Here is a 17916-nt window from a genome sequence, read left to right as displayed (position 1 = left end):
GTTCGGCATGTATATTCATATAACAGAACAAGCAGCAGCGTTCCTTACAAAACAACAAGCAGGGCATGAATCAAAAGAACTGCTCCTTCGATATGATTCAGATGGGTGCGGCTGTGCGGTAAGCGGTGTCCCAATGATTTGGCTCACAGGTGAAAGAACAGGCGAATGGGAAGAACTCAAGCATAATCAGCTCTTTAAGCTGTACATACACACAGTACAAAAGGTCTTTTTTGACGAGGAAATGACGATTGATTTTAACGAAAAAGCCAACACACTCATGTTGAAAAGTCCTCAACAAATACTCAGCCCGAGAATGGGTATACTTGTAAAGTAAGGTGGAAATGTAGTGGATCAAAAGCTAAAAGTGATACAAAATACGGCACAAAATAAAACATGGGTGTCGTTTTTAAATAACAATCATCCCTATAGCCTTTTGCACTGGTCAATAGGTGGAATGGATTCGGTGAAAAAGGACGTTTGGCTTCTTCAAGATGAAGTCACATTTGAAACAGAAGAATTTCCAACGCTCGAATTAGCTGTCAATTGGATCAAAGAGAATATGGACCAAGTAACAGATGTATTATAAAAGCCCTTTTTCGAAAGGGTTTTTTTAGTGCGTTCATCATCTCATCAAACCGCATGGCTGTCTAATCCGGAAAATGATCTTTTGGGAACGGAAAAAGCCGTTTTTCAACAAACAATTCGACAAAATGAGCAAGCTGGAAATAAAAAAATAATGGCTGTAAATGCCGAAAAATAGGCATTTGCAGCGTTAATTGCGGGATACCGAAAACTTTGCGAAAATTGACATTTCATATTTCTTCCATTCGAGGAAATGTGATAGAATACAACATGTATCGTATATGAGAAGGGAGGTGCTAAAGTGAATTGAAGCTCAAGCTGTCATCGCCTCAGGTTGGAATCAAAATAAACGAATGGTATAGGCAGATTTGCGGATTTCATGTGATGAAAGCAGAGAAGCTGAAGGCGGAGATCGAGCAGGAAATCCTGGAGATGGAGCAGGATCAAAACTTGTTATTGTTTTACCAGCTGATGGATTTTCGCCACAAGGTGATGCTTGAATATTTTGAACCGGCAAAGAAAGCCTCGAATGATGAAGAGATTAAGAATTTGCTAGAAACGATTGAACATTCACAAACGAAATTAACGGATATGCTTGAATACTATGTTCATTTTTTCACAGGAATGTTTGAATTTGAACAGAGAAACTATTTAAGTGCCATTGCTTATTACCGCTCAGCAGAAAAAAAGCTCAATCTCATATCAGATGATATAGAAAGAGCAGAATTTTACTTTAAATTAGCAGAAATTTACTACCACATGAAACAAACCCACTTTTCGATGCACTATGCCTTGCAAGCGTTAGATACGTATTCTGCCTACAGAACGTACACGCTGAGAATCATCCACTGTGAATTTGTCATTGGTGCAAACTATGATGATTTGAAATGCTATGAACATGCATTGCCCTACTTTAAAAATGCTCTAAAGCGAGCACGCTCAATTGGAAACCCTCGAGTCATAGGTTCGGCCCTTTTCAACTTAGGTAACTGTTATTATCAAATGAACGATCTTGCGGAAGCAAGCCGTTATCTGAAAGACTCTATTGAAGTGTTTGAAAAGGAGAATTTAACCCATCTTAATCGCTCTCTAGACCCACTATTTATGCTGACACAAATCCTGTTTAAACAAAAACAAATAAAAGAGTCGTTAACCCTCTATCAACAAGGTATTATGAAGGCCTGTGAATTAGAAGATGAAATTTACATCTGCAAATTTCAGTTCTTAAAAGCATTATACGTTGATGCAGACATAACAATCATAGACGATACATTAGACCTGCTCGAGGACAAGCGCTTATACCCAGATATTGAGGAATTGGCACTTGATGCGGCTCATTATTACAATGAGCTTGGACTGTTTGAAGTATCTACCCGGTTTTACGAAAGGAAAATTCAAGCCATATCAAAAATCCAAAATGGGGGTCATTTATATGAAAACGAGTTTGATAGTTCTTTTATTGGCAGCAACTGCAGGATTATCGGTCATGAGTCAGCAGCAATCGGAAGAGAGCCATATGGAGCTTGCGGGCAGACACCATACAACAGTGGTGACTATCGTATAAGTTAGCTCAAAAAGAGGGGACGAACTGCTGTTCATTCTCCTCTTTTATTTTTATTCAATTCAAATCTTTGAAGAAATGCTTGAATTTCTTGCTCATAAGCTTCCTTATTTTCGCTAAAAGACATTGCATGCGCACCGTGTGGCGCAATAAATAACTGTTTGTCACCCTTTTTTCGTGTATATAACTGCTGACTTTGCTCACAGGGGATATAGTCGTCATGGCGGCTATGAATAAAAAGTACAGGTTCTTTCACCTGGTCGATCACATCAAGAGGGGAAACTTGCCGGATGCGGTATCCATCCCGCCATTTTAACACTTGATCACTTAGTGGAAGAATCCATTGCCCTGAAAGGCGAAAATCTGTTTTTAATCGATAAAGAAGCTGGTCCTCAAAAGAAGCAAAAGGGCAGTCTGCTATGTAAAAATTGGCGTTTGCTTCCGGCTTTGCAGCATATAACAAGGTCGTGACTGCACCCATTGATTCTCCGTGTATCCCAATGATGGCACTTTCTCCGAGTTTTTGTCTGAGCCACTTTACGATCTTTGCTAGATCTTCTTTTTCATAATATCCATAACTTGTGGTTTTCCCGCCGCTCATTCCATGTCTTCTATGATCATAAAGCATCACATTCCATCCGAGCTTTTGGAATAATTTCATATACTTAACGGAGTTAATCAAACTGACTGTAACACCGTGGCAAAGGACGATTGTGCGTGTTGTATGTGGATACGGCACAAAATAGCCATGGAGATCATAACCAAATGCTGAAGGAATACACACTTTCTCTTTTTTAAGCTGTTGAAATTCCTCATGATGATAATGGCCTCCATCTGATTCTCGTTTGATGAGCTCTTCATCCGTTAATTTTCGAATATACATCATTTTATTGGTGAAAAAAATGCCGATTGCAGCGAGTGGACATAATATGAAGGCAAATATAGCGATCCATTTCTTCATCTAGCCGATTCTTCCTTTCCGGAGTTTTTTCTATGACGATCATACCACATCTTGGGAGATTGGCGTGCCTCTTGCTCAGAAAATAAAACGGATGATACACTAAGTCAAAAGGAGAGAGGCACAATGAAAAAGACCAAACAAGATCAAGCGAAATTAAAGTACGGCATAAACGATGATGTCAAACAGCAGCTTCTTCAAATGAAGCAGAACCTTGCCGTCGAAACAGAAAAAAGAGAAGAACAAAAACGACAAGACCTCCTTCGGCAGCAGAAAGAAAAAGAAAAAAACAAAAGTTTTTCAGAGCTGCTAGATGAAAGCCATTTAGACTGGAGAAAGTATAAAAGCTAAAAAAGAGGGCGATGATGCTCTCTTTTTTTCATACCATCATTTTAAGATAGATCTACAGCAGAAACATAGAAGTGCTAATAGAGAAAAGCACTTCTTCCCCCTTCACATCACTTCATTTCAGAATCGTGACAGTATGATATCTACAGTCAAACGAAACGAAATCCCATAACTTATGTTTAAGATAGAAGTAAAAAAGTGAGTATTGAATTATTTAAATTCCTTTTTATTGAAAATATGGTCATTAAGACCCTTTTGATAGAGGATCATTCTCCTTATAATGAAGGTGTATTACAAAATTTGGGAATGGAGATGATTCACATGAAATTGAGAAAAACAATGGCTGGAGTCGCTTTATCTTTAGGATTGCTTTTACCTGTTTCTGGACAAGCTCTTGCTACAAATGATTTAACGAATGCTGATTTGAGTACAAAGGCTACTTCAATTGTAGATTGTTCTGTAACCCCTTTTAAAGGCGCAAGTAATCGACTATGTATGTATTCAGATAATGGTTCTTTTGCAAATAGTTTCAGTCGCTTTGGTACTACATTTTATCTTAAAGGCAAATCTGGAAATTATGCATATTATGAAAGTGCAAGATAAGGACAACGGGGCTTTTAGCCCCTCCTCATTTTTAATAGAGAAACACTAGTATCATACATACGCTAAAATAAAAAGATTGTAGAAAAACATGAGTTTTTCTACAATCTGAGAGATCACATCATGTGATCTTTTTTCTTATTTGAACCGGTGCGCCTCATACACAAATGGTTTTGTATAGTATGTCAATGCTTTGATTTCTTGATCACTTAAAGAACGTGCATTTGCTGCTGCTATATTTTCTTTTAACTGATCCACTGAGCTTGCACCAAATACAACGGAACTGATCGCAGAATGTTTTAGTATATACTGAATGGACAGTTCAGTGAGTGATAGGTCATAAGCGACTTTCTTTAAAGAAGGAATGATCTGCTGAAGCTCTTCAAATGAATATTGAAGATAGCCGTTTTTTTGAATTGCTGCACTTGCCTGAGAAAGTGGCTTTTCAGTTAATAATCCTTTCGCTAAAGGGCCTCTTGCGACGACACTAATGCTTTGTTCTTCAAGTAGAGAGAACCATTCTTCTGGGCGGCGGTCGAGTAAACTATATTGCATCATCACGCTTACGATATTGGACTTTTTGGCATATTCTTTAATGACATTTGGACGGATAGATGAAATGCCATAATAACGAATAACGCCTTCCTCTACTAATTCTTCAAAAGCCTCAATCGTTTCATCAATGGGGTCATCAATCGTGCCTCCGTGTAATTGATATAAATCAATATAATCTGTTTGAAGCCGCTTGAGGCTTTGTTTTACTGCTTCCTTTATGTACGCTTTTGAAGGATCCCAGTCCCAGCCTGGTTTGCCTTTTTCAAAGCGGTTGCCGCCTTTTGTCGCCAAAATCAAATCCTGCCGTCTGTTTTTAATGGCTTCCCCGACAATTTCCTCATTTGTCCCAAAATCATATAAATCGGCTGTATCCAAATAGTTAATTCCGAGATCAATGGCCTCATCTAATAAAGAGAGCGCTTTTTCTTTTTCCGTCCCAAGAGACATGCATCCTAGTGACGCCTCGCTCACTAAGAGATCTGAGGTGCCAATTCGTCTTTTTTTCAATTCCATCACACTCCTATCCTTTCACATTAAGTGAAAAAAATCAGGAATTCAAGCTAGGTGATTTCAAATGGCGCATTGAAGCAAGCGTTTCGCTTTTCGCTTCTCTTAAATCATCTATGTTAAAATAAATGAAGTAAAAAGTGAAAGTAGAACGAGGAGCTGACAAAATTGAAGGACTTTGAAGAAAAAACATTATCGTCTAAAGAATTATATAACGGAAAAATCATTGATTTGGTTCTTGAAGATGTAGAATTGCCTAATGGAAAACAAGGCAAACGCGAAATCATTAAACATCCTGGTGCAGTAGCCGTCATTGCACGTACAGACGAAAATAAAATTATCTTGGTCAAACAATACCGTAAAGCACTAGAGAGAGCCATCGTTGAAATTCCGGCCGGAAAACTAGAAAAAGGGGAAGAGCCGGCACATACAGCATTAAGAGAATTAGAAGAAGAAACAGGATATACAACTCAGCAGCTTCAAAAGCTGACGGCCTTTTATACATCACCTGGTTTTGCAGATGAAATTGTTCACATCTATCTAGCAGATCAGCTAGTTCCGCTTGAAGAAAAAAGAGAACTGGATGAAGATGAATTTGTCGAAGTAATGGAAGTTTCATTAGAAGAAGCCTTGCACCTCATTGAAGAGCAGCATATTTATGATGCAAAAACAGCCTATGCCATTCAGTACTTACAACTGCAAGAGGTACTTGAGTCAACAAAATGAAGGAATTTTTTGCAGACATCCATATCCATATTGGCAGAACAAGAACAGGCAGAGCTGTCAAAATTACAGGTGCAAGGTCACTGACAATTGATCAAATTCTTATTGAAGCAGCAGAAAGTAAAGGGATGGGGATGATTGGTGTGATTGATGCACAATCTCCAGAAGTCCTAGAAGAATTAATAGAAGGTGTAGAGGAAGGCAGGTACACTGAACTAAATGACGGCGGTCTATCATTTGGAGAGACAGTGCTGCTTTTAGGCAGTGAATTAGAAATCAATGATGACCATTCAAAGGGGCCGATTCATGTGCTGGCATTTATGCCCACACTACACAAAATGTCTGAGTTTTCCGCCTGGCTTTCGCTTCATATGAAAAATGTGCATTTGAGTTCACAGCGCCTCTATGTTGATGGGAAAACACTTCAGCGCAAGGTTAAGGAGCTGGGAGGTTTGTTTATTCCTGCTCATATTTTTACGCCGCATAAAAGTCTATACGGCAAAGGGGTCAACACTTCTTTAACGGAAGTATTTGATCCTGACCTTATTGATGCTGTTGAGCTTGGTCTTAGCTGTGATACGTCAATGGCGTCCCAGTTGAGTGAGCTGAACCCGTATCCCTTTTTAACGAATTCAGATGCTCATTCTTTAGGGAAAATCGCGCGAGAATATACAAAAATCAAAATGGATCATGCCTCTTTTGCCGAATTCAAGCTAGCCCTTGAAGAAAAAGATGGCCGAGCTGTCACAGGAAATTATGGACTTGCTCCGCGGCTTGGGAAGTATTATCATACGACCTGCGAGAAATGCGGGGTTAGACCTCACGCACCAGATCAAAAAGAGTGCCATGTATGCGGACATACACGGATGACAAAAGGAGTAAGTGAACGTTTAGAAGAGCTTGCTGACCAAGAAAGTGAAAAAAGAACGAGACCTCCTTATGTTCATCAGCTTCCGCTTCAGTTTATTCCGGGAGTTGGACCTAAAACACTGGAGAAGCTAAAAGCCGTGTTTCACACAGAGATGAATATTTTACATCAAGCAACAGAACAAGAACTAAAAGCCGTTCTGCCAGAAAAGACAGCAGGCTACATCATCAAAGCAAGGAAGGGCGAAGTCGGACTCATCGCTGGTGGAGGCGGAGTGTACGGTAAGGTGGATATCAATCATGAGTCACATTAAATGGACATGTCACACATTTGAACAATTGTCAAAAGAGGATCTTTACTTGATTCTCATGGAAAGAGTCAACGTGTTTGTTGTTGAACAAACATGCCCTTACCCTGAAATTGATCACAGGGACCAAGAGGCGCTTCATCTCATCGCAAAAGAGAACGGCGTCATTGTGGCGTATTGCCGAATTTTCCAAAACGGGATCATGTACAAAGAGGCGTCCATCGGCCGCGTTCTTGTGACGCAGGCCGGCCGGAAAAAAGGCTATGGAAAGCTGCTGCTCATCAAGGCGTTAGAAAAGCTTAGTGAATTAGGTGAAACAAGTATCAAAATACAGGCGCAAGCCTACCTGAAGTCATTTTACGAATCATTTGGTTTCAAGGCCGTCTCAGATGTTTATGATGAAGATGGGATTCCGCATCTTGATATGGTGAAAACAGAAAGATAGACGTGTATACGTCTATCTTTTTTATGGAACATCGTGTATCATAACGTCAACGAAAGGGGTTTTGCCAAATGGGAAAAAGCAAAGCAAAGAAAAAACGAGAGCATATCCAAAGGCAGCACAGCCGAAATCCAGAACTGTCGAGAGGAAACATGCCGCATTTTAGCACACACGAAAGGAAGACAAAAACAAAACGAGAAGCCTTGCAGCATATGATGAAAAAACATAAAGGACGAAATGCTTATGATCACTATCAAGAGGATCATAAGCATTTTTATTTTGCTTTTTTGTGACAACTAGATCAAATAAATGGAAAAATTTTAAAAAATAGGACAAACGGTCGTTTCTTTTTGTCTAAAAATGTAGTTAAATGACAAAAAGAAACGAAAGGGAGAGTGAGTATCGTGAACGTCAAGTCATTTGGAGCAGGGCTTTGTATGGCAAGTGTGCTTGTGGCATCGGTCATGTTTGGCGCGTCAGATATTTCTGCAAAGGAGCAAGCAAAAAAAGAGTACATGATCGGCTTTTCTTCTTCCGTTCAAGACAAAACACAAAAACAGCTTGTAGAAGAAGCTGGCGGGCATGTGAAAGAATCCATAGAGCAAATAGATATGATGAAAGTGTCATTGAATGAGACTTCGAAAAAGAAACTGAATGAAGCAAAAGAAGTGACCTTCATCGAGGAAGACCAAAAAGCAAAAACTAGCGGTCAAACTGTTCCATACGGCATCAAAAGCATCAAAGCACAAAAGGTACATAAACAAGGATACGCTGGACAGAATGTCAAAGTAGCCGTTCTTGACAGCGGCATCGACGGTAAACATGAGGATTTACATGTCGCCGGCGGGGTGAGCTTTGTACCGGCAGAGTCTGATCCGCTTGTTGATCCGCATGAACATGGAACGCATGTGGCAGGCACAATTGCTGCATTAGATAATAAGGTAGGTGTTGTTGGTGTTGCGCCAAAAGCTTCTATCTATGCTGTCAAGGTGGCAGATGAAAATGGTGACGGCTACTATAGCTGGATCATAAAAGGGATTGAATGGGCCATTGAGAATGACATGGATGTCATCAATATTAGTATGGGGGGCGCAAGTGAATCTGAGGCGCTGAAAGAAGCGGTAGATCGAGCGTATGATAAAGGGATTCTCATTGTGGCTTCTGCAGGGAATGAAGGAAGCTATGGCTCTCTCAATACGATTGACTATCCGGCTAAATACAGCTCAGTGATGGCGGTTGCTTCTGTTGACCAAAAAAAGCAAAGAGCCTTTGATTCATCAGTTGGCGAGGAAATCGAAGTCTCAGCACCAGGCGTTTCAACGCTGAGCACCATTCCTCATAACGAATACGGCTACATGAGCGGAACGTCAATGGCATCACCGCATGTAGCGGGCGCTGCGGCTGTCATTCTATCAAAACATCCGAATCTGACAAACGATGAAGTACGCGAGAGATTGTCAAAAACGGCGACAAAGCTTGGAGAACCTTTTTATTATGGTGCCGGGCTTGTGAACGTACAAAAAGCCGCACGATAAATGAAAAAGAGAAAGCAGTGAGCAGGCTGCTTTCTCTTTTTTCTTTCAATAAAACTGTCATGTTTCGTAATCTCTCTCATAGAATCTAGTAACCTTACTATTTGGGAGGAAGACACATGCGGAAAAAGTCTTGGAAGGAGCATCTTCTTCAGCACGTAAAAGATCATCTCTCGATTTATTTATTTGTCTCTGTACTCTTTTTAATGGGTGTGATCTTCGGGGCCATCATTGTCAATAGCATGACATTCAGCCAGAAAGAGGATTTATTCTATTATTTAAATCAATTTTTTGGTCAGCTGACAAATGAGAAAGCGGCAGAATCAAAAGAAATGTTTTTACAAAGCTTCCTGCATCATATGAAATATTTAGGCCTTATGTGGATTCTGGGAATCTCCATCGTTGGTCTGCCGCTTATCTTTCTTATGATCTTTTTAAAAGGAATTGTTGTGGGGTTTACTGTTGGTTTTCTCGTGAATCAAATGGGGCTGAGTGGATTTTTTCTCTCATTCGTATCGGTGCTTCCGCAAAACATTTTGCTCATTCCAGCCTATTTAGTGATTGGCACTTGTGCGATTGCGTTTTCCATCCGTCTCATTGGACAGCTCTTCATGAAAAAAACCATCAGTCAAGCACCCGTCCAGTGGTTTGGCCGGTATGCATCTGTTCTGCTGATGATTTTAGCGCTTGCTGCACTTTCGTCTTTTTTTGAATCGTACATATCATTCATGCTGATGAAAAAGCTGGCAGGTTTTCTTTTATAATTGTTCTTAATTAATAATCAATTTATTTATCAATTTAAAATGATTATAGTTGGCTCTCAGCACATCATTTGATATAATGATCAAGTAATGTGGCGTAGGAGGGAAAGTCAATGGAAAATAGGATTGATCGAATTAAGAAACAGCTTCATTCTTCCAGCTACAAGCTCACGCCACAGCGTGAAGCAACAGTAAGAGTACTGCTTGAGAATGAAGAAGACCATTTAAGTGCAGAAGATGTATACCTCCTCGTAAAAGAGAAGTCTCCTGAAATTGGTCTTGCTACTGTTTATCGGACGTTAGAATTGCTCACTGAACTGAAAGTTGTTGATAAAATTAACTTTGGAGACGGCGTTTCGCGATATGATCTTCGCAAAGAAGGAGCCGCTCACTTCCATCATCATCTTGTCTGCATGGAATGCGGAACAGTCGATGAGATAGAAGAAGATTTATTAGAAGATGTCGAAGAGATTATTGAACGTGACTGGAAATTTAAAATTAAGGATCATAGATTGACATTTCACGGCATTTGCCACAGGTGTCATGATGATGAATCCGGCAAATAATCCGAATTGGAACCTTTTCATTTAAGATGAAGAGGTTTTTTGCATTTTCGTTGTATATTCCTTGTCCCACCTGGCATATGCTGAAGTAATGAGAAGGTGAGAAAGGACTTGAAGATCATGCGAAAATGGCTCAAAACAACAGGTGAAGTGATCAAAGTATTTATCTTGTTCACTGGTTTTACCGTCCTGTTCTATTATGCTATGATATGGATAAATTCAGAATATGAAAGCTACCATCGTTATGATAAACCAGAGGGTGCAGCAATTAAAGTGATGGAAATGGATCAGCCGAATCAAGACAACTGGCAAGATCGATTGATTTATTTTTATCAAAACGGGGAGTAGAAATCATTGAACGATCAATTATCCGACTTTATTCATTTTATGACCGTAGAGAGAGGACTCTCTGAAAATACCATTGTTTCTTATAAAAGAGATTTACAGAACTACTTGTCTTTTTTAATGACACATGAACAGCTGACGGATATCAATGATGTCACGCGCCTGCATATCATTCATTATTTAAAGCAGCTAAAAGAGGAAGGGAAATCGAGCAAAACATCTGTACGGCATCTATCATCGATCCGTTCCTTTCATCAATTTCTGCTTCGGGAAAAAGTGACAACGGATGACCCGTCCTGGAATATTGAAACGCAAAAAACAGAGCGGACTTTACCGAAAGTTTTATCATTAGGAGAGGTCGAAAAGCTGCTTGATACACCAAATCAGCACACTCCCTTTGACTACCGAGACAAAGCGATGCTTGAGCTCTTATATGCAACAGGCATTCGCGTCAGTGAAATGCTGGATCTGACCCTTGCCGATGTACACCTCACAATGGGCTTTGTCCGCTGTTTTGGAAAAGGAAGAAAAGAGCGTATTGTGCCAATCGGTGAAGCTGCTGCAAGCGCGATTGAAGAATATCTCGAAAAGGGAAGAAGCAAGCTGTTAAAAAAACAGCCGTCCGATGCCCTATTTCTCAATCATCACGGGAAAAAAATGTCGCGCCAGGGCTTCTGGAAGAACTTAAAAAAACGAGCCATCGAAGCAGGGATTCAAAAGGAACTGACGCCTCATACGCTCAGACATTCATTTGCTACACACCTGCTTGAAAACGGTGCGGACTTAAGAGCCGTACAAGAGATGCTCGGACATGCCGATATCTCAACAACACAAATTTACACACATGTGACGAAAACAAGACTGAAAGATGTGTATCACAAATTCCATCCAAGGGCATAAGTAAAGCATGACACAGTGAACGGGTGTCATGCTTTTTCATGTTTACACCGTTTATGGTTGTCAACTGGCTTGTAAACGGTTTATACTTGAGATGTCTGACCTCTCACTGTTTGTAAGGTCAAAAGACAAGAATATTGAAGGAGGCGCTTTTTAATGCCTGATTATCAGTATAAACGTATTTTCCTCGTCGTCATGGATTCAGTAGGAATTGGGGAAGCACCAGATGCTGCTGATTTTAATGATGTAGGTGCAGATACACTTGGACATATTGCTGAAAAAATGAACGGGCTTCATATGCCGAATATGGCGAAGCTTGGGCTGAGTCATATTAAAGAAATCAAAGGAATTCCAGCGGATGAAAAACCGCTTGCGTATTATGGAAAAATGCAAGAAGCATCAAATGGTAAAGACACAATGACAGGACACTGGGAAATAATGGGTCTTTACATAGACACACCGTTCAAAGTCTTTCCAGACGGATTCCCAGATGAACTATTAAATGAACTAAAAGAAAAAACAGGCCGAGGTATTATTGGAAATAAACCTGCGTCTGGTACGGAAATTTTAGATGAGCTTGGCGAAGAGCACATGAAAACAGGTGATTTAATCGTTTATACATCTGCGGATTCTGTGCTGCAAATTGCTGCGCACGAAGAAGTTGTGCCATTAGATGAGCTTTACCGTATTTGTGAAATTGCCCGTGAACTTACATTAGATGAAAAATATATGGTTGGACGGATTATCGCTCGTCCGTTTGTCGGAGAGCCTGGCGCATTTGTTAGAACGCCAAACCGTCATGACTATGCTTTAAAACCATTTGACCGTACAGTCATGAATGAACTGAAAGATGATGGACTCGATGTCATTGCGATCGGAAAAATCTCTGATATTTATGACGGCGAGGGGATCACATCATCTCTTAGAACAAAATCAAACATGGATGGAATGGACAAGCTGGTCGATACACTTAAAACAGACTTTACAGGACTCAGCTTTTTAAACCTTGTTGATTTCGACGCTCTTTACGGACATAGAAGAGATCCAGAGGGTTATGGAAAAGCACTAGAGGAATTTGACGCACGTCTTCCTGAAGTGTTTGACCTGTTGAAAGAGGATGATCTTCTTGTGATCACAGCAGATCATGGTAATGACCCGGTTCATCACGGAACAGATCATACAAGAGAATATGTTCCGCTCATTGCTTACAGCAAAAAGCATCAGGAAGCAAATGAACTGCCAACAGCAAAAACGTTTGCTGATCTTGGGGCAACCGTTGCAGATAATTTCAAGATAGCGATGCCAAAATACGGAACAAGCTTTTTATCTAAACTCAAATAGGGGGAAATCTCGTGGGAGCACAGTTTTCAGAAGCGGCGGCATACATTAAACAAGCATCGACATTTGTACCAACAGTTGGATTGATTTTAGGATCAGGGCTTGGCATTTTAGCAGATGAGATTGAAAATCCAATCAAAATAAAATATGAAGATATTCCTGGATTCCCTGTTTCAACAGTAGAGGGACATGCAGGGCAGCTCGTGATCGGAACGCTGAAAGGCACTGTCGTTTGCGCGATGCAAGGACGTTTTCATTTCTATGAAGGATATGATATGAAGCAAGTGACGTTTCCTGTCCGTGTGATGAAAGAAATTGGCATTGACACATGCATTGTCACAAATGCAGCCGGCGGAGTGAATACGTCATTCCGTCCAGGAGATCTCATGCTGATCACAGATCATATCAATATGATGGGGACCAATCCATTAATTGGCCCAAATGACAGTCAAGGCGTTCGTTTCCCTGATATGTCTGCACCGTACGATAAAGAATTGCTGGCACTTGCAGAAGAAACAGCCCAGCGTTTAGGCATATCTGTACAGCAAGGGGTTTATGCAGGGATGACTGGTCCTTCATATGAAACACCTGCTGAAGTTCGTTTCTTAAGAACACTTGGAGCAGATGCTGTTGGCATGTCGACTGTTCCAGAAGTTATTGTTGCGCGTCATGCAGGAATGAAAGTGCTTGGTATTTCATGCATTTCCAATGCGGCATCTGGTATTTTGGATCAGCCGCTGTCTCATGATGAAGTGATCGAAGTAACGGAAAAAGTGAAAGCAAGTTTTCTTGATTTAGTAAAAGATATTGTCAAACAACTTTCATAGCATGTGTCCAGAAGCCTTCTGCTACCCAAGCAGAAGGCTTTTTTTATTTGCAATCATACGATCTCTGAATAAAACAGCCTGTATGAGGAAAAAATAGAAAGGATTACGATAATGGAGGTCTGCCACTTGAAACGTCATATATGTGCATTGTTTATTTTAATGATCCTTATCTCAATGGTTTCACCATCAGCGATAGCAAAAGAAAAGATTGAAAAACCAGGAGAAAAGCAAACATCAGAATTGGCACACGAAGCCAAATCAGCGATCTTAATAGAACGAGACACGGGAAAGGTGCTTTACAACAAAAACAGCGATGAAAAGCTTGCACCCGCAAGTATGACCAAAATCATGACGATGCTTCTCATCATGGAAGCCATTGATCAGGGTAAACTGAAAATGACAGACAAGGTCAGAACGAGCGACTATGCAGCGTCCATGGGAGGGTCACAAATCTTCCTTGAACCAGGAGAAGAAATGACCGTGAAAGAAATGCTGAAAGGCATTGCGATTGCTTCAGGAAATGATGCTTCAGTTGCCATGGCAGAGCATATTGCAGGATCTGAAGAACAGTTCGTAGAGCAGATGAACAAAAGAGCGAAAGAGCTTGGCCTCACCTCAACAGTCTTTCAAAACCCAACAGGACTTCCTGAAAAAGACCATTACAGCACAGCTCACGATATGGCAATAATGGCAAAAGAGCTGTTGAAATACGAACAAATCACCAAATTCACAGGTGTCTACGAAGACTATCTACGGCAAAACACAGATAAAAAATTCTGGCTTGTCAACACAAACCGTCTAATTAAATTTTATCCAGGGGTCGATGGGGTGAAAACAGGTTTTACAGGTGAAGCGAAATACTGTTTAACTGCATCTGCTAAAAAAGGTAACATGCGCGTCATTGCAGTTGTCTTCGGCGCAAGCACGCCGAAAGACAGAAACGCTCAGGTAGTCAAAATGTTAGATTACGCATTTAGTCAATATACGACTCATCCGCTTTACAAAAGAGGGCAAGATGTGGCGGAGGTCAAAGTGAGCAAAGGGAAAAAGAAAAACATTCAGCTCGTTACTTCTGAACCGATCTCCCTTTTAACGAAAAAAGGCGAAAATGTGGATCAGATCAAAAAAGAAATCAAATTGTCTCATGATGTCAAGGCTCCATTTTCAAAAGGAACGGAACTTGGTACGATCGTCTTGAAAAAAGATGGAAAAGTGCTGCATGAAAGTCCTGTAGAAGCAAAAGAAGGAATGGAAAAGGCAAGCGTTTGGACTTTCTTCAAACGGGCGATGGCTGATTTTGTAAAATGGAAATAAAAGGCGAAAGGCTGCTGTTATTGGCAGTCTTTTTGCTATGAGTAAAAAGAAAAGAACATCTAAATGTGACGAATGGTCACTAGTTTTGTCATGGTGAAGGATTTACTTCATATAAAAGAGAAACATTCATTATCCGAAATTAGAGCAAGGAGGAATAAAAAATGAGCCTTGGTATTGATTTTCAAGTAAAAGAGAGCGTACTTTGCATTCGGTTAACAGGAGAGCTCGATCATCACTCCGCAGAAACATTGAGACAAAAGGTGACGAATTATTTGGAAACAGAGGACATTCGCCACATTGTGCTGAATCTGGCTGATTTATCGTTTATGGACAGCTCTGGACTCGGAGTGATTTTAGGAAGATATAAAGAAATTAAGCAGCTTGGCGGGGAAATGGTCGTCTGTGCCATCTCGCCAGCAGTGAACCGGTTATTTGATATGTCTGGCTTGTTTAAAATTATTCGGATGGAGCCTTCTGAGCAAACGGCTTTGCAAACATTGGGGGTGGCATCATGAGAAATGAAATGAACCTGACTTTTTCGGCATTAAGCCAAAATGAATCGTTTGCGAGGGTGACAGTCGCGGCGTTTATCGCTCAGCTTGATCCGACTTTAGATGAATTAACAGAAATCAAGACCGTCGTATCTGAGGCAGTGACAAACTCCATCATCCATGGCTATGATGGGAATCCAGATGGCAAGGTGCACATCCATGTCACATTAGATGATCATGTCGTTTACCTCACCATCCGTGACGAAGGGATGGGTATTACCGATCTTGAGGAAGCAAGACAGCCGCTTTTCACCACAAAACCAGACTTAGAGCGCTCTGGAATGGGCTTTACCATCATGGAGAATTTTATGGATGATGTCATGGTGGACTCATCTCCAGAAATGGGCACGACCATCCGTTTAACAAAGCATCTATCAAAAAGCAAAGCGCTTTGTAATTAAAGGAGCTGCTCATATGGATGTGGAGGTAAAAAAGCAAGCTAAAAAAGCCCAGCTGTCAAATGATGAAGTCAAAGAGCTCATCAAAAAAAGCCAAGACGGTGATCAGCAAGCAAGAGACCTCCTCGTAGAAAAAAACATGCGTCTTGTTTGGTCCGTTGTTCAGCGCTTTTTAAATAGGGGATATGAACCAGATGATCTATTTCAGATTGGCTGTATTGGACTGCTGAAATCTGTTGATAAATTTGATTTGTCATATGATGTAAAATTTTCAACGTACGCCGTCCCCATGATCATTGGAGAAATTCAGCGATTCATTCGGGATGATGGAACGGTCAAAGTCAGCCGGTCATTAAAGGAACTCGGAAATAAAATTCGGCGGGCAAGGGATGAATTGTCTAAGTCTCATGGAAGAATGCCGACTGTTCAGGAAATTGCCGAATATCTTGATATCACACCAGAGGATGTCGTCCTCGCACAAGAAGCGGTGCGCTCCCCTTCATCCATTCATGAAACGGTGTATGAAAATGATGGGGATCCGATTACATTGCTTGATCAAATTGCCGATCATTCTGAGGAAAGATGGTTTGACAAAATCGCACTGAAAGAAGCGATCAAGGAATTAGAAGAACGGGAAAAACTCATTGTGTATTTAAGGTATTATAAAGACCAGACACAATCTGAGGTTGCAGAGAGACTTGGCATTTCACAAGTACAAGTCTCACGGCTTGAAAAGAAAATTTTAAAACAAATCCAAATGCAAATGGATCAAAAAGACAGCTAGCCAATTCGGCTGGCTTTTTTTGTGTGGTAATTACCGGTAAATCAAGTTCTATCAGTATGAGAACCATTTTTCACCACATACTATTTTTAACCCATCGTATAGGAAGTGACTTGGATGGACGGACAAATCTTTATTCGGCTGCGCCATCGAATCAAGACCGGTATTGATCAGCTCATTTATTTAGAGGATATCGCCCAAATCACTGGTGATGAGTTTGCTGTGCAAAAGCTTAGTAAAATGCCGGTGTATCATGTCAGCAAAAAGGATCGTCACATCGCCGTTCTTGATATCATGCATGTCGTCAAAACGATCAAAAAAACGTGGCCAGATATCGACATTCAAACCGTTGGCGGCTCTGAGGCCATTGTTGAAATTGATACAGGCAAACGCCAGCTTTCTCCCGTTTTATTTGTGTTTGTATGGCTCCTATTATTTGTTGGAGCGGCGCTTGCCATTATGAATTTCCACGAGGATGTCAGTATGCGGCTCGTTCATATCCGCCTATATGAAATGATCACAGGGAAAACGGTTGAGCATCCGTATTTATTACAAATTCCATATAGCTTTGGACTCGGTTTTGGCATGATTTTGTTTTTCAATCATGTATTTAAAAAGCGTTTAAATGAAGAACCAAGTCCGCTCGAAGTGGAAATGTTTAAATATCAGCTCGATCTCGATCATTATGTCGCACTCAATGAAAATAAAGAAACATTGAAGGATATCCATGATCGGTAAGTGGCTTTTTGTCGTACTCGTTGGACTTGGCGGCGGTTTAACGGTCGGAGCAGGATTTGTGGCTTTTCTTACAGTGCTTGGCATCATTCCCCGCTTAATGCAATTAACCAAAACGCAGCGCTTCATACAAGGGTACGAGGCGGCTGTTATTAGCGGGGCGGTTGTTGGGGGCTGGGCCACCTTAAGTCAAATACATCTTCATTTAACCAAATGGCTGGCGATGCCGGTCGGTCTTTTATCAGGCATCTTCGTCGGCATGCTTGCAGCTGCACTCACTGAAGTATTAAATGTACTTCCTATATTAACGAAAAGAATTGGAATGGACGGGAAAATTGTTTTGCTGCTCATGGCCATCGTCTTAGGAAAGGTATTTGGTTCACTATTTCATTGGCTTATTTATATTTAATCAATTGGAGGGAA

General features: G+C 40.7%; 24 protein-coding genes. 22 read left to right on the top strand and 2 right to left on the bottom strand.

Annotated features, from left to right (window positions below; genetic code table 11):
- Positions 1 to 7 precede the first annotated feature (7 nt).
- The 3 genes from MHB67_RS10830 to MHB67_RS10820 all read left to right on the top strand — a co-directional run bounded on the left by MHB67_RS10830 (position 8) and on the right by MHB67_RS10820 (position 2151).
- Entirely contained in the window at positions 8 to 334 is a 327-nt protein-coding gene (locus tag MHB67_RS10830) for an iron-sulfur cluster biosynthesis family protein (RefSeq protein ID WP_024422885.1), read from the top strand.
- 12 nt (positions 335 to 346) lie between these two features.
- A complete protein-coding gene (locus MHB67_RS10825; protein ID WP_024422884.1) occupies positions 347 to 586 on the top strand; it encodes a YqkC family protein in 240 nt (79 codons plus the stop codon).
- Positions 587 to 888: 302 nt separating this feature from the next.
- Entirely contained in the window at positions 889 to 2151 is a 1263-nt protein-coding gene (locus tag MHB67_RS10820) for a tetratricopeptide repeat protein (RefSeq protein ID WP_024422883.1), read from the top strand.
- Between the two features lie 26 nt (positions 2152 to 2177).
- Here MHB67_RS10820 and MHB67_RS10815 read toward each other — a convergent pair whose 3' ends face one another.
- Positions 2178 to 3104 (bottom strand): alpha/beta hydrolase, encoded by a 927-nt coding sequence (locus MHB67_RS10815; protein WP_342492514.1) that lies wholly within the window; start codon positions 3102 to 3104, stop codon positions 2178 to 2180.
- A 123-nt stretch (positions 3105 to 3227) separates the two neighbouring features.
- On the opposite strand from MHB67_RS10815, the gene MHB67_RS10810 reads away from it, so the two are divergent.
- Positions 3228 to 3452, top strand: coding sequence for a YqkE family protein (locus tag MHB67_RS10810; RefSeq protein ID WP_342492513.1), 225 nt, complete (start codon positions 3228 to 3230; stop codon positions 3450 to 3452).
- A 195-nt stretch (positions 3453 to 3647) separates the two neighbouring features.
- Positions 3648 to 4052 (top strand): antimicrobial peptide LCI, encoded by a 405-nt coding sequence (locus MHB67_RS10805; protein ID WP_224426704.1) that lies wholly within the window; start codon positions 3648 to 3650, stop codon positions 4050 to 4052.
- 135 nt (positions 4053 to 4187) lie between these two features.
- Here MHB67_RS10805 and MHB67_RS10800 read toward each other — a convergent pair whose 3' ends face one another.
- Entirely contained in the window at positions 4188 to 5111 is a 924-nt protein-coding gene (locus MHB67_RS10800; protein ID WP_342492512.1) for an aldo/keto reductase, read from the bottom strand.
- 168 nt (positions 5112 to 5279) lie between these two features.
- Here MHB67_RS10800 and MHB67_RS10795 point away from each other — a divergent pair, with 168 nt between their 5' ends.
- The 17 genes from MHB67_RS10795 (at position 5280) to MHB67_RS10715 (ending at position 17902) form a co-directional block, all read left to right on the top strand.
- Positions 5280 to 5837, top strand: coding sequence for an NUDIX hydrolase (locus MHB67_RS10795; RefSeq protein ID WP_024422878.1), 558 nt, complete (start codon positions 5280 to 5282; stop codon positions 5835 to 5837).
- Complete coding sequence (locus tag MHB67_RS10790) at positions 5834 to 7015, top strand: TIGR00375 family protein (protein ID WP_342492511.1); 1182 nt, start codon at positions 5834 to 5836, stop codon at positions 7013 to 7015. The genes MHB67_RS10795 and MHB67_RS10790 overlap by 4 nt, the downstream gene beginning before the upstream one ends.
- On the top strand, positions 7002 to 7454 hold the full coding sequence (locus MHB67_RS10785; protein WP_073206188.1) for a GNAT family N-acetyltransferase: 453 nt from the start codon (positions 7002 to 7004) through the stop codon (positions 7452 to 7454). The genes MHB67_RS10790 and MHB67_RS10785 overlap by 14 nt, the downstream gene beginning before the upstream one ends.
- A gap of 68 nt (positions 7455 to 7522) precedes the next feature.
- Complete coding sequence (locus MHB67_RS10780) at positions 7523 to 7744, top strand: hypothetical protein (RefSeq protein WP_073206184.1); 222 nt, start codon at positions 7523 to 7525, stop codon at positions 7742 to 7744.
- A gap of 111 nt (positions 7745 to 7855) precedes the next feature.
- Complete coding sequence (locus MHB67_RS10775) at positions 7856 to 8986, top strand: S8 family peptidase (protein WP_081372084.1); 1131 nt, start codon at positions 7856 to 7858, stop codon at positions 8984 to 8986.
- Between the two features lie 116 nt (positions 8987 to 9102).
- Complete coding sequence (gene spoIIM / locus MHB67_RS10770) at positions 9103 to 9747, top strand: stage II sporulation protein M (RefSeq protein WP_172880491.1); 645 nt, start codon at positions 9103 to 9105, stop codon at positions 9745 to 9747.
- 110 nt (positions 9748 to 9857) lie between these two features.
- Positions 9858 to 10310, top strand: coding sequence for a ferric iron uptake transcriptional regulator (gene fur / locus MHB67_RS10765; RefSeq protein WP_024422872.1), 453 nt, complete (start codon positions 9858 to 9860; stop codon positions 10308 to 10310).
- A gap of 117 nt (positions 10311 to 10427) precedes the next feature.
- Positions 10428 to 10655 (top strand): YqzK family protein, encoded by a 228-nt coding sequence (locus MHB67_RS10760; RefSeq protein ID WP_024428058.1) that lies wholly within the window; start codon positions 10428 to 10430, stop codon positions 10653 to 10655.
- Between the two features lie 6 nt (positions 10656 to 10661).
- Positions 10662 to 11552, top strand: coding sequence for a site-specific tyrosine recombinase XerD (gene xerD, locus MHB67_RS10755; protein WP_056767212.1), 891 nt, complete (start codon positions 10662 to 10664; stop codon positions 11550 to 11552).
- 153 nt (positions 11553 to 11705) lie between these two features.
- A complete protein-coding gene (gene deoB / locus MHB67_RS10750) occupies positions 11706 to 12890 on the top strand; it encodes a phosphopentomutase (RefSeq protein WP_058837987.1) in 1185 nt (394 codons plus the stop codon).
- Between the two features lie 11 nt (positions 12891 to 12901).
- Positions 12902 to 13714 carry a purine-nucleoside phosphorylase gene (locus tag MHB67_RS10745; RefSeq protein WP_103131981.1) on the top strand — a complete coding sequence of 271 codons (813 nt, stop codon included), beginning with the start codon at positions 12902 to 12904 and terminating at the stop codon, positions 13712 to 13714.
- A 126-nt stretch (positions 13715 to 13840) separates the two neighbouring features.
- Positions 13841 to 15028 carry a D-alanyl-D-alanine carboxypeptidase family protein gene (locus MHB67_RS10740; RefSeq protein ID WP_024428060.1) on the top strand — a complete coding sequence of 396 codons (1188 nt, stop codon included), beginning with the start codon at positions 13841 to 13843 and terminating at the stop codon, positions 15026 to 15028.
- 161 nt (positions 15029 to 15189) lie between these two features.
- Entirely contained in the window at positions 15190 to 15543 is a 354-nt protein-coding gene (gene spoIIAA, locus MHB67_RS10735) for an anti-sigma F factor antagonist (protein WP_024422866.1), read from the top strand.
- Positions 15540 to 15980: an anti-sigma F factor gene (gene spoIIAB / locus MHB67_RS10730; protein ID WP_024422865.1), complete on the top strand. Its 441-nt coding sequence runs from the start codon at positions 15540 to 15542 to the stop codon at positions 15978 to 15980. The genes spoIIAA and spoIIAB overlap by 4 nt, the downstream gene beginning before the upstream one ends.
- A gap of 13 nt (positions 15981 to 15993) precedes the next feature.
- Positions 15994 to 16761: an RNA polymerase sporulation sigma factor SigF gene (gene sigF, locus MHB67_RS10725; protein ID WP_024422864.1), complete on the top strand. Its 768-nt coding sequence runs from the start codon at positions 15994 to 15996 to the stop codon at positions 16759 to 16761.
- Positions 16762 to 16875: 114 nt separating this feature from the next.
- Complete coding sequence (locus MHB67_RS10720; protein WP_024422863.1) at positions 16876 to 17496, top strand: stage V sporulation protein AA; 621 nt, start codon at positions 16876 to 16878, stop codon at positions 17494 to 17496.
- Positions 17486 to 17902, top strand: coding sequence for a stage V sporulation protein AB (locus tag MHB67_RS10715; RefSeq protein WP_024422862.1), 417 nt, complete (start codon positions 17486 to 17488; stop codon positions 17900 to 17902). Before MHB67_RS10720 ends, MHB67_RS10715 begins: the two co-directional genes overlap by 11 nt.
- The last annotated feature ends 14 nt before the right edge of the window (positions 17903 to 17916 follow it).

It is taken from the genome of Bacillus sp. FSL H8-0516, assembly GCF_038635285.1.
Classification (GTDB): Bacteria; Bacillota; Bacilli; order Bacillales; family Bacillaceae; genus Bacillus; species Bacillus safensis.
The sequence above is the reverse complement of the archived record's forward strand: the minus strand, read 5'-3'. Positions and strand labels throughout refer to the sequence as shown.